9 protein-coding genes are annotated in these 12,399 nt (G+C 58.6%); 2 read left to right on the top strand and 7 right to left on the bottom strand.

Features of this window, described 5'->3' with window-relative positions; translation table 11 throughout:
* Nucleotides 1–206: 206 nt before the first annotated feature.
* Nucleotides 207–797 (top strand): cold shock and DUF1294 domain-containing protein, encoded by a 591-nt coding sequence (locus GA566_RS19920; protein ID WP_160473807.1) that lies wholly within the window; start codon nucleotides 207–209, stop codon nucleotides 795–797.
* Between the two features lie 339 nt (nucleotides 798–1,136).
* Here the strand turns inward: GA566_RS19920 and GA566_RS19915 are convergent, their stop codons facing one another.
* The 5 genes from GA566_RS19915 to GA566_RS19895 all read right to left on the bottom strand — a co-directional run bounded on the left by GA566_RS19915 (nucleotide 1,137) and on the right by GA566_RS19895 (nucleotide 7,292).
* Entirely contained in the window at nucleotides 1,137–1,634 is a 498-nt protein-coding gene (locus tag GA566_RS19915) for a hypothetical protein (protein ID WP_008648464.1), read from the bottom strand.
* Between the two features lie 112 nt (nucleotides 1,635–1,746).
* A complete protein-coding gene (locus GA566_RS19910; protein WP_008648465.1) occupies nucleotides 1,747–2,226 on the bottom strand; it encodes a hypothetical protein in 480 nt (159 codons plus the stop codon).
* The gene (locus GA566_RS19905; protein ID WP_237380094.1) at nucleotides 2,219–4,513 is read right to left on the bottom strand and encodes a hypothetical protein; all 2,295 of its coding nucleotides are present in this window, start codon (nucleotides 4,511–4,513) and stop codon (nucleotides 2,219–2,221) included. The genes GA566_RS19910 and GA566_RS19905 overlap by 8 nt, the downstream gene beginning before the upstream one ends.
* A gap of 26 nt (nucleotides 4,514–4,539) precedes the next feature.
* Complete coding sequence (locus GA566_RS19900) at nucleotides 4,540–6,135, bottom strand: site-specific integrase (RefSeq protein WP_237380096.1); 1,596 nt, start codon at nucleotides 6,133–6,135, stop codon at nucleotides 4,540–4,542.
* Complete coding sequence (locus tag GA566_RS19895) at nucleotides 6,075–7,292, bottom strand: tyrosine-type recombinase/integrase (protein ID WP_008648470.1); 1,218 nt, start codon at nucleotides 7,290–7,292, stop codon at nucleotides 6,075–6,077. Before GA566_RS19895 ends, GA566_RS19900 begins: the two co-directional genes overlap by 61 nt.
* Before the next feature lie 503 nt (nucleotides 7,293–7,795).
* On the opposite strand from GA566_RS19895, the gene GA566_RS33695 reads away from it, so the two are divergent.
* Entirely contained in the window at nucleotides 7,796–9,067 is a 1,272-nt protein-coding gene (locus tag GA566_RS33695) for a tyrosine-type recombinase/integrase (protein WP_370459329.1), read from the top strand.
* Nucleotides 9,068–9,889: 822 nt separating this feature from the next.
* Here GA566_RS33695 and GA566_RS19880 read toward each other — a convergent pair.
* Together GA566_RS19880 and GA566_RS19875 are read right to left on the bottom strand one after the other, a co-directional pair.
* On the bottom strand, nucleotides 9,890–11,065 hold the full coding sequence (locus GA566_RS19880; protein ID WP_160473804.1) for a porin: 1,176 nt from the start codon (nucleotides 11,063–11,065) through the stop codon (nucleotides 9,890–9,892).
* A 119-nt stretch (nucleotides 11,066–11,184) separates the two neighbouring features.
* On the bottom strand, nucleotides 11,185–12,387 hold the full coding sequence (locus tag GA566_RS19875) for an MBL fold metallo-hydrolase (protein WP_160473803.1): 1,203 nt from the start codon (nucleotides 12,385–12,387) through the stop codon (nucleotides 11,185–11,187).
* Nucleotides 12,388–12,399: the final 12 nt, after the last annotated feature.

Raw genomic sequence — 12,399 nt, 5'->3', positions numbered from 1 at the left:
CTGAGGGAGTGGGGGCCGACGCAATCGGTTGCATCGGTGAGGCGGCGCACGCGAGACTTGGCGCCGCCGGCGAGCCTGGCCTTTCACCCACAAACCGTGCGATTTCGACTTATATAGCTTTCGATCGATTTACGTGGGGACACGTCACCAAAAGCGTACACTGCGTGCCTCCAGCAATACCAACCCATAACACCAAGCCAAAGAACATGAAGAGAGCAGGGCGGATCAAATCCTGGCATGCCGACAGGGGCTATGGCTTCATCGACATCCACGCGGATCTCAAGGACGTGTTCTTTCATGTGACTGCGCTGCGCACGCGCGCTGTTCAGCCGAAGGTGGGCGACCGCGTGAGCTTCGAACTTGCCAAAGGCAAGGATGGTCGAATGCAGGCGCTAAACGTCGCCATCGCGGGCGCCCCAAAGTCAGGCAGTGGCGCCGGGGCGAACTGGATACCGGCGCTAGTCGGAGTAATGGCGTTGGTCGCAATCGTCCTGGGAGCACTGGGCGGCTATCTTCCTCGATTCGTCGGCATTGTCAGCGTGACGGCCAGTGTCATCGCCTTCATCGCGTACGCTGACGACAAGGCCCGGGCAAATCGGAAGGCCTGGCGTATTCCGGAGGCCAATCTGCATCTCGTTGCACTATGCGGAGGATGGCCAGGCGCGCTGGCTGCGCAACACCTGCTTCGGCATAAGAATCGGAAGCAGGCATTTCAGATGGTCTTCTGGGCGACAGTGGTCCTGAACATTGGCGCGCTCGTGCTGTGGAAAACAGTTGTTGATTTCACGACGGCCTAGCGTGTCTCACGGCGTTAGGTCTTGCCAGAGGACATTCTGATCTGGCTGGAAGCGGACATTCTGGTTTGGCCCTTACAGCCCTTACAACCTGTTGTGCACATTCTTGGCACCTATGGCCTAGTGTTGCGTTGGTTTTGGTTTTCAGATTTTGTTGTATTTCAGCCGGAAGACGGACGGATTTTCCACAGGGCCCCCACTTTTTTGGCTAGCACGTGTTGCGTGCCCGTGGCACCAGTCTTCGTTGCGTTGAGCTTTGTGTGGAGGCGCAACGGAAGGACACGCCAGGCCGGGAGTCTGACGGCTGCGGTGTTGCGCGTTGCACACTTGGGCGTGGGACTACTATCGCGTCCTTGGTTTGACCCCCAGTTCCCACAGCACGTCGATGTTGCGGAGATATATGGAGACGTTCTCGGCCGAACTGTGGATGATCGAGTGCTCGCGCCCATCGACGGAGTCAACTTTTGCCGTCCACGGATCTTCCAGGCACTGGCAAACATCCTCAATATCGTCGCGATACTGCTGCAGCGCCTTCGGGGTCCAGGTCCGCATTGCATTTGGAGCCAACAACACAGAGAGCGTACCCTTGCGCTCCCCGATATACCGCACAGGTGAGAGCAGGCCGCCGACGTAAAGCATCATGAGCGCGTCGATCACGCGATCGTCATGGTCCTCGTCCCAGATGACTGCGAGGTCAAGGAATGCGCAGCGATCGAGCCGGTTCAGAAGCTCGTCATGCCAGACCGGCGCCCGAAGGATGGAGTAATGTGTTCCCCGGCCGAGGTTGCCCACAGGGCGGGTTTCGTCATGCAGGGTCTGGAAGAAGGGGCAATAGGACATGAACGCTCCTTTCGGGAGAGAGACGGCTTCCGCCGCGGAACCGCAGCCATTTCGTGGCTGCGAGCATCAATGCAGACAGTATCACGCCGGATGGCATTCAGCGTCGCCGCGCTTAGTTCCGGCGTTTAGGATTCTCAGGCATCGCGACGATTGCCGCTTCGGGTAGGGCGCCAAGTTTTGCAAGCTTGTCCCGGGCGTCACGATACTGCTCGTAGAATCTGGCCCACTTGCTGAATCCGCCCAGCTCACCAACGGCACGTAGCATTGCGAGGTGGGAAGCCGTCAGCAATTGCACGGTGGCTTCAAGCTCCGTAATCCTGAGGTCCTTGTCGGCAAGCGTCGCGGCCATGTCAGCGCCAGGTCGCTTGGCAGCGCGGCCACGCCAGCGCCGGTATTCCGCTTGGCGCTGCTGATACTCGGCAAGCAGCCTGCGGCGTGACTCGCTGCGGGTGATCGACGACGCTGCCTTGATGGACGGATGCAGCCGGGCGACGGCGCGCGCCGAGATGTCCTCGTCGTCGGTCAGCAACAGCTCAAGAATCTCGCGCATTTTCCCATCATCGGCCGACGCCGCTTCATTGGCTTTATTCATCAAGTATTCCCTGTTGTCGGGGCAAGGAGAGGTCAATGCCGTCGGGGAAGGGACGGTCGCCCGGCCGCGTTTTGAGCAGCCCTTGTACGCCAGTCAGCCGTTTTTCCGCGTGGTCGAGCTGGTTTTGCCAACCAATGCTGATCGATGGGCGGGCCTTGATCGTTTCCACGGCGAGCTTGAGCTGACCCTCGAGCCGGATCAGGTTCCGCCTGTGCTCCGGCAGGTCAGTGGCCGAGAGGTGACGACAGTCGGCAAAGCATTCCAGATGCTTGGCGCACGGATCGACCGTGAACGAGTTCAGGCAGTGCCCATAAGGGGTGGCATGGAATCCGTCCGCTTCGGCGCGCAGGTACTCGTATGCGGCCGCGTCGCCCTCCGTTTTCTGGATGCGCCGGAAGGCATCGACGATCGGACCGCTTGCCTTGCCACCCTTGATGAGTCGGGCAACCGTGCCGGCTTTTTCGCCGAGGAGGATCTCGACGTCCTGTGGAATTTCAATCTGGTCAAGATCCTCCGCCAGGCTGCGATGGTCGTATTCATAGCTTTGTGCAACGCTGCGCCGGTTGAAGCGCTTTGAGATGATCGTGTCGGCAACGCCAAGCCGGAACAGCTCGGTGTTCTGCATGTGGCGCAGCATGTGTGCCTCGATCTTCAAGGCCCGGTCTTCGTCAGTCTGTCCGTACTTTTCAAACAGCGTCGGCAGTTGCTTTGCGTCACCCAGTGACTGTCCGATGAACGTAGGGTCTGGTCGGTTGACCGACATGTAGCGGGTCACATCGCAAAGCCCGTCGTCGCGTTCCTCGGCCACGGACCGTTTGGGCTGCACGAACAGTAACTCCCAGGGCCCAACGAACCCAGTGGCCAGCGGAAGCCGCATGGTGTCGGATATCTTCGTTGGCGTCGTGAACCGCATATGCTCCTCGAGCTCGCCAACGTGCAAGTACGCAGCGTGCCACTCCATTCGCTTTACAAGGCTGATCGGCGAGCCATTAGCGTATCGGAAGCGCATGCTTGTCTTGCCTTCACGCATCGCCTTCACCAGACGATTCCCAAACACGTAGACAGACATGTCGAGGGTCAGTGTGCCATTTCGCCACAGCGCACACTGGTGGTCATACAGTTCATCAAACACTGACGGATCGAGGCCATCGCGGTAGCGTTTTATGAACGGATCTCGCTCAATGCCTAGCCAGAACGGGTTGCCTGCCAGACGGGTGTAAAGCTCGATGACAGGTACGAGACTGTCGACCGGATACCATGGCAATAGTCGCTCCGTCTCACATTGCAGTTTCAGCGTCGCGCGGAGCGGTTCTGTGAGCTTGGCTACACGGTCGAGTGTCTCTGTCAGCAACGCCCGGAACATTTCCGGGACCGGCTGAGCGCTTTCAAACAGGACGCGACTGTCCGTTTCAGCGTCCTGCTGCTTTTCCGCAAAGTGGCGGACCATCAAGGATGTCGAGATGCCACCGGACTCACCGGCTGGACGACCCTTCGAGTCCAGATACGTCCGCTCACGCTTCCAGTCGGCCGGCAGCAACGCAACTTCCCCTGCACGCATGCCGGTCACGATCAGAGTGCGCACTGCAGCGAATCGCAGCTCGTCCATGAACGTGCGTGGCCGTTCGGTCATCACGATGCGGGTCAGCTCCCAGAACGCCCGGCGCTCAGGCAGGCGTTCGCCGCGCTTGCGAGCCTCCAAGTCGGCCCGTAGTTCATCCTGCGACCAGGTATGCTTTGCCTTGCTCGTACCTTTTACTTGCATGCGCGGCACAGCTAGCGACGAGTACAATGGGCCCGCATCGCAAATGTGTTGACCATCAAACACCGTCTTGACGATGCCGACCACCTGATCCCCCAGTTTGCCGGTCGCCTGACATGCTGTTGCAATACGAACAGCCGCACGCAGATCGTCGGCGGTCAGCTGCCACGGGGCCTTGTCCACGCACGTAGCGAGCACCCGCAATGGACGCGCGATGCTATGTGCCACATACCGCGTGGTGTTACGCCTGAACAGCAACTGTTCAGCCACCGCTGCTTTAATCAGGTCTTGCCACGAGACAGCCAGCGCTCGCCGGGGCAGTGGCATCAGGCCACGCTCGACGCGCTCTGCATTGACGATAGCCAGCGCCTTCGCCTCAGCGCCGAGATCTCGCAGGTAGTGGTTTGGGGGTGGCACGTCACCGGTAACCGCCGTCAGATTCCAGCCGACACCGTCACGAGCAGTGCCTGCCTCGTCCAGAGGTATGTCCCAGTGCAGGCCCTTTTCACGGACGAGTGCCTTGCCCAACTCGATGAAGGCAGAGTAGTGTGGGTTCATCGGCGCTCGCCTTCCAACTCGTCGATGACCGCCTGTATTTCGGCGATCGTGCGCTGCAGTTGCAGGTAGGCCGGCGATTGGGCATCACCACGAGAACTCTGCTCGAAGAGCAAGACCACTTCACGCATTGCGGCCAGCACACTCTCGTGCATCGTTTTGTCGTGCAAAGGCATAAACTTCCTGCACCCGTAGCACGACGTCACCGGATTGTAGGGGCAGGCTGGTTGCCCCGACGTGCAGCCGCCGATGCCGGCGATCGGGATGCCGTGAGGCACGCCGGCGATCTGCTGTTCTCCCTTGAGCTGGGTGAGTTCTTCCGGGGAGATGAACCGATCGTGCGCGATCTTTGCCACCCGCCGGTATATATCTGACGCGCCGAGTGCTCTGTTGACCCGTTCCGCGTGAGAGGCTGATGCCGCAAAGTACACCAGCCCCGTCCGTACATCGGAATGCCCCATGAACTCGGCGAGTTCTTCGTGGCTTGCACCAGCGTCAACGAGGCGTTGGGCTGCCGTATGACGAAGGTCCATCGCGCAAGCGCCGTCCCCGATGAGGCGTTCCATGCAGCGGGCGATGCGAGAGCCGGCCTCATGATTGGAACTGACGTCGAAGACGCGATCGCTCGCGTCACGACCTTGCAAATCTGCATAGGCGACCAGGGCCGTGAACAGCACCGCCCACTCCTGTTTCACACGACGGACCATCGGCCTTTTTCGAAGCCTTCCCCGCTGCTTGACCATGAGAAACGTGAGGTGAACGGCCGGTTCGCCGCGGGGCTCTGTCTGCCAGACCCGTACATCACGCATCGTCAGCATCGCGACCTGAATTGGGCGCATGGCGAACTGATAGGAACAGAGCACCATCGCAGCCTCGCAAAGCTCGTCGTGCGCGATGCCTGACCAGCCTCGGGCCCTCACGAGGTCCGACGTTTCGTCCAGGTAGCGAACGATTACGGCTTCTTCATCAGCACTCAGGAAGACATCGCCCGACCGCACACCGGCATATGAGTCCGACGCGGGGCCGGGCAGGGCAGCGCTGACATAGGTCAGATAGGACTCGGACCACCCGTGCTGGCGATGTCTGCATAGCAGCCGCAGAACCGCCTTAACGAAACGATAGGCGTGAACCGGCAACTGACGGGCGCGCAGCGCCATCCATATCGTTGATATGCGGGTTGGGCCGGCTGCAACAACGCGGTCGACGTCATGCACATCGAGATGCATTGCTGCGATCAATACATTGAAGCAGGTCGAGATATGCAAGTCTTCGCCCAACAGGAAGACCAGTAGATGCTTCTGCACAGCGCCGTAGACAGCAGGATACCGGCCAAAGTCGAGCCGGGACATCCGACCATTGATGTGAAGTCCGAAGACATCTGTCTGACGGACTGCCGGGATGGAGCGGAGTTGGTCGTCGAAGTCGTCGTAGTAGCGTACAACGGGCGGTAGCTCCGGCAGTGACGCCACCATGCTTTCGAGCACCGATGGCTCGGCTTGCCCACGAAGCCGGGATGGGAAGGCCTCCAGCATGATCAGCGTCCCTGCGGCAGCGCGCGCAGCAAGGCCACACGATCGTCGAATGCGTCGTTCCATACGCTCGCGAGTCGGCTTTCAAAGACAGCCCTAGCATAGCGCGACGGCATGTCCGACTCTTTCGACCATCCGAAGAATGTACGCAGTTTCTGCAGCGCTTCGGGCATCGAGTCGCCTCGCTCCAGCAGCTGGTGAAGCCGCAATACGGCGCTGGTGTGCCGGAGGTCGTGGCAGGTGACCGACTTCTTTCCGGTGCGGTCGTGCAGTTCCTGCAGCACATCCGTAGACAACGCTTTCGATATCGTTGTAAAGATCTTCGTCAACGACTCTGTGGAAAGAGGGCCGCCAGTCTGGGCGCTTAACATGAACGAATGGGAAGGCCGGCCCCGGTAATTTTCGCAATAGATCTGCACCAGGCCCGCCGTTGCGTCGCTGACGGGAATTTGCCTGACCGAATGGAGCGTTTTGATGCTGGGTTTCGAGTAACGGCTGTCGCTGCCAACTTCTTCATACTCGTTTTGCCGGACGTTCAGCCAGTACCTTGTCCGGCCAAGTTCGCGGTCATAGCTGCTCTTGATGGCGTCTGCTGGCAGCAGCAAGAGTTCGCCGCGGCGCAGACCCTGATGCAGCATCAGCACGAAGGCGATGAAGACCCGCCAGCGGGTGTGCGCGCGCTGGAAGGGATTGGCATCCGATTCCGGATCCAGGATCTGATAGAGATTCTCGACCACGCTGGAGGGCAACGACCGAACGGTCTCGCTGCGGGCACCTTGGCGAATGTGAAGCTGACGGTAAAGCGTTGATAGTCGGTGGATGCGCGCCTCGATCTGTCGCATCTTCGCGTCCGCCGACTTCGACAGCCATGTGACCACCGATGTCACGAATGCCAGTCCGGTCTGCCACCGGTCCTCATTGCTGCGAGTGGCAACAGGCTGATTACGCAGACTCACGAACCACGACTCGAGAATGTCCGCAAGCCGGGCATCGTCAAGGTCGGATAGCGCGTCATCCAGCGCATTCGCTTTGAATGACCGATCCGCATGCTCATACAGGTTCTCGATGTACCGCAGCCGCATGGTCTGCGTGGACGTTGCCCATTGCGCACCCGCGATGACCAGCCAGACCGCGGCCCAGTACCTGGGCATGTGGTTGCTGTCGACCAGCGCAACCCCCCGGAGCGCCCGTGGCACGGCGGCGGCGCTGACCTGAACGAACATAAAACCTAAACCCACAACAAAACGCAACGGCGAAAGATACCATAAAAGCACTTTTCCGTTGCGGTATCTGAAGTCTCCGTGCCGTCCCACACGCAACACTTCAGAACATACCAACAGTGAGCATAATTAGTGTTATGTTAAATCATAGTTTTCGTTTTTTTGTAATTTCGGGATTGGCTGGTAGCGCTCGAACGTGAATTTCAGCACTCGCGGGCAGGCTCACCCCGGAAAGATATCGATCCGGGACTCTGCCCTTGAGTGCGCGCCATTCCGTCCAGACGCCGCACCTGCCACGGAGTGCATGGCATCCCGCCATTGGCCTCCGCTCCAGGCGACACTTCGCCCCACCACTGTCGCCGGTCCCCTGCGCGAGCGCACCAGGTGCCACGCTTATATTTGCTATCGAGATAAGCAGACTAATAGTCAAAAGACGTAAAAGTGTCATGCATTGAGACGTAAATCCATCATCAAATGACGTTTGATGCATCCGCGCCAAATACGCGATGCATTTACGTCTTCTACGAAACGGCACGACGCTCCTAGCCTTAAGAATAACTCACACACTGCGTCCTTGCCCGTGCGAAGATGGATTCCTATTTCCAGGAGCGATCATGGGTGCACAAGCAGAGCCATCGATATGCCCGTTCCCTCCTTATTTGGAGGACCTCCGAGCGCTATGCCATCCCGACCCGTCTTCCCCTGCACTGCATGAAGAAACTTTGCGATCAACTGCATATACCGAAGTCACTACGATACTGCGGTGGCTATCGTCTGCGTTCGCCCCCGCTACCAAGCGCGCATACGAGAAAGAAGTCCATCGATTCTGTTGCTGGGCTTTGTTCGTTGCGCGCAAACCGCTACGCGCCATGACGCGGGGCGATCTGGAAGCATATGAGACATTTTTACTTGATCCGCCTGGCTCGTGGTGCGCGATTCGGAATCGGCGCAGAAATGATGGTGCTTGGCGCCCTTTTGAGGGTGCATTGTCCGAGAAAAGTCGCACGTTTGCGTTTGGCGTCCTAGAAAATCTATTCTCATTCCTGGTTGACGCGAAAATAGTAGTGCAGAACCCAGTTCGCGAATTGAGACGACTTCGAAAGGCGATTACCAGTGGAAGAAAAAAGCCTTCCGCATCGTTGCCATGGAAATCGTTTGATCTGTTGGTCGAGCAACTGAAGGCAGAGTGCCTCCGAGTTCGAGCAGGATCCCGACAACACCTGGAAGCCGAGCGAATGTTGTTCGTGATCCTCTTCATGGCGAGCACAGGGATTAGAGCGGAGGAGTTGGTTTGCGTCCGCCTTTCGGATCTTTGCTGTCTTCCTCCGACAAGTTATCGCGACGAGTCGTGGAGCCTCTTCATTGGCAGTGCGAAAGAACGACTTGAATCTATTTCTCTCAACCGCACTGCGGTTTATGCGATTTGGCGTTATCTTACAGCGAGAGGAATTCCATTCCCTCCCGCCTGTTCTAGCGTGCCGCTGCTTTCGCGACTTGGAAGCAACCAACAGTCAATCCCGTTGACGCGCGACGCAGTATATTATCTATTTAAAAAGGCATTAAGCCGCGTCGCAGATAATATCGAACGTGAGTATCCGGAAGATGCATCTCGGTTCAGGAAGGCTACCCCCCATTGGCTCAGGGTTACTTATTGCAGAAATGCTGCTGATACTGGACACAGCCTCCCCACAATCCAGCGGCAGGTACGTCATCGTTCAATTGTGACGACCGCAGACAACGTGCAGATTCAAAATGTCTGGCGGCTACTCCGAGATTAGTTCCGGTGCAAGGCTCCCCCAAGCCCCCGTGGTTCCCGGTAACGTGGAGAATTTAACCAATAGCCATCCGACAAAAACGGCGCTCGCCACAGTTAACACAACAGCTAGAACCACCCAGCCATTTGTCGCGGTCTCTGAAAGTCCATGCACATCGAGAGAGCTAGCAGCTGAGATACCAGTCATGCCTGGGCTCTGCCGCCTGATAACCTTGGCGGGCTCGGCCCATGAAAGCTTTCTTACAGGACGATACACCCTTCCCTTTTGTGTCATTGCTTCCGCACAAAAATACTTCCAAGTCCAAAAAATCGATCAGGTCGCCTGGCCTGGTTGGGAATCCAAGAGCTCGCAGTCGCTATTAACTGATTGCGGTAGGTTCCGACGAGGATGCGCGCCGGCGCCTGTGTCATGGAACCTTCCTTGACGTGGAGACTGTTCCATCAGCTATTAGCTGATTGGCGCTGAAAAAAAGCCACGGCCGGGGTGGTCGTGGCGGAAGTTGTCTTGCAAAGGGGCCAATTTCTTGGCTCGAACAGAATCGCACAAGAAGTGTTCTGCGTGCATGACCCAAACGGGGGAATAGGCGTGTGCGGGAGAAGAAAGTGGCCGCGCAAGGATAGCGTGGCCTGAAGAGAATCAGAAACGAGACCGATTCCCGCATGCAGAATTCGCGGTGGTGCACGATCGATGGCGCACTCTACATTCGTAGAAATGGTGAGCGCTTGAACGGTGTAGAGCCTTTCAAATTAGCCCACACACATACTCCGTCCGGTCCCGTACCAACTCAATGTGGTATCGAACCGAACGGCGGCAGCTACCCGAATCTCAGAACTTGTGCCGAACGCCGACCGATACGCCGACCATGGACGAGTTACCGTTGCCAAGCGCGTAGCTGTTGCCAAGCGCAAGGCTGTTCGCGTAGGCGATCAAGGCAGAGTCGAACATCAACCCTGCGTTCTTGACATACGCGGCGGACAAGTACACGTCAGTTCGCTTGGAGAGGTTGTAATCGGCAATCAGGTTCACCTGCCAGGGATTTGCGACGTTGGCATTGCCGAAAACGTTGCGCACCTTGTCATAGTCGTACTCCAGCGTGAGGCTGAATGCGGGGGTGACCTGGTAGATTCCGCCAATCCAGAAGAAGTCATCTCGCCCGATTGTCGCTCCCGCTGGGGTCTTGTTCTGCCCCCACCTGTAGCCACCCATAATTCGACCCCAAGGCAGGCTGTAGCTGAGCGCGGCGGTGGCTTTCTTGAAACTGCCGCTACTTGCACTCGTCGTGGTACCGATCGAAGGATTGAACTGATCGTACGCAATAGCGGCCCACAGCGCACCGCCAGTGTAGGACAGCGACGCGCCATAGGCGCTATCTCTTCTCGCCTGGCCGGGCACTTCTCCATTGCCACCGATCGCCAATCCCGACTGCACAGTCTGCGGCAAGGCCACGCCCGTGCCGAACGAGTAATGCGCGACCCCGGTAAATTGACCCGCATTCAAGGTGTACTTGATGGTGTTGTCTTCCCGGAAGTTAGCGCCAGTGAAGAGCGTGATCGGCTCGTATTGCGTGGCGAAGTACGCCGGCACAAAGTTTACGATGCTATCGAATAGTGAGGTGTATTGGCGACCGAGGGTGATCTGACCGTAGGTCCTGTTTTTGACGCCGATGAACGCCTGCCGACCGAACAGCCTGTTCGACTGCTGCATTGTGCCGGTGTCGCCGTTGAATCCGTTCTCCAGTACAAACACCGCCTGTGTTCCGGCGCCGAGATCTTCGACGCCACGGATACCCCAGCGGGAGCCAGACAATCCGCCCGAATTCATGCGAACGACGTCATGCCCAGGCCCTCGATTGAACCCATTGGCCGCGGTCGGCACCACGCCAACATGGTTCACATACTCGATGCTTGCGTCGACGACACCATAGAGGGTGACACTGGACTGCGCAAATGCGGAGCCCGAGCACGCGGCCAGGGCAATTGCTGCAAAACGATTCAATTTCACCACTGTCTCCTTTGTTGTTGTGATACATCTGGCTTGCAGGAATCGTCATCCGCGTCGTCAAGACGAGCGGCGGCCGCACGCCAAGCGCGTGCATGTGCGAAAGAGAGGAATCGGGAAGATCAGGGAGCGGAGGCTCGGCGGCCAGTTGACGCGGCCGCTGCGTCCGCAAGAGGAATCCATTGCAGATCGTGACCAACGATCACCTTCCCCGAAAAGCCTTTGCTCGCTGCAGCCCATCGCCGGGGATCGCTGTCGGCGGGGGCTAGGTGCGACAGGACGAGCGTCTTGACGCCGGCGGCTTCGGCGACTGCGCCAACCTCCGATGCGGCAGTATGCGCATGCACCAGATGGTGCGCCTTGGCTTCCTGTGCGGCGTTTCTTGGCTTCGGATACAGCGAATCCACCCAGGCCGTGTCGATGACTTCATGCACCAGCACGTCAGCACCTTTTGCCAGCCGTATCAGATTCGCGTTCACGTTGGTATCGCCTGAGAAAACAACGGACCCGGTTGCGGTATCGAACCGAAAGGCGAATGCCGGATAGACGGGAGCGTGGTTGACCAGCGTCGCAGTTACCCTGACGTTCTCGTCGCGGTAGATCTCGAACGGTGTCATTGCAGGCGCCGGATCTCGGTCGGGATCGACCAGAAGCCCGGCAGGCAGCGCGATATCGCTTACGTCGACACGGCTGTTTGGATTTGGCTTGCGGCTATCCAGGATGTTGTCGTTGATGTCGGCGGCGAATGCGCGGTATAGCGCTTCGGTCATGGCGACAGTGCCGGGCATCGGCTGTTCGGGCGACACGACTTCCGCAACTCCTGCCGCACCACCGCTCGCCGGGGGCAACTTCCCACGTGGGCCTGGTCCGAACACCTTGAGTTTCTGACGCCGTTCTGCCAAGCCGTCCGACGCGCCGAACAACACGAGCGACGGATAGTCGACGATGTGGTCCGCATGCATGTGGGTGATGAATGCCGCGCGTAGCGTTTCGAGGCCCCGTGCTGGTGGCGGCGCGCCCAGGCCCGCCTGGAAGTAGCGCCGGAGCCATCCCGCGCCGAAGTCCACCAGATAGACCTGACCATTGACCACTACTGCGGAAGCGATACCCGCTGACTGCGTGCCTCGCCATGAAGTTCGGCCACCGGCTGTTCCCAGCAGCACGAGGCTGGCATCGGACTGCCGCAGCGAAGTATGTTGCGGCTGTCCGACTGGCTCAGCATTGACATTCGAGGTAACGACGGCCAGCGATGCGCATGCCATCGCGCAGAGCCGTCGCAAGCCATTGAGCGAGCCGCCGACAGCCCGAAAAGAATGATCGCGCATAGGGTCTCCGGA

Origin of the sequence: Cupriavidus sp. SW-Y-13 (assembly GCF_009793345.1) — a bacterium.
Lineage (GTDB): Bacteria > Pseudomonadota > Gammaproteobacteria > Burkholderiales > Burkholderiaceae > Cupriavidus.
This window is presented reverse-complemented; position numbering and strand designations above follow the sequence as displayed.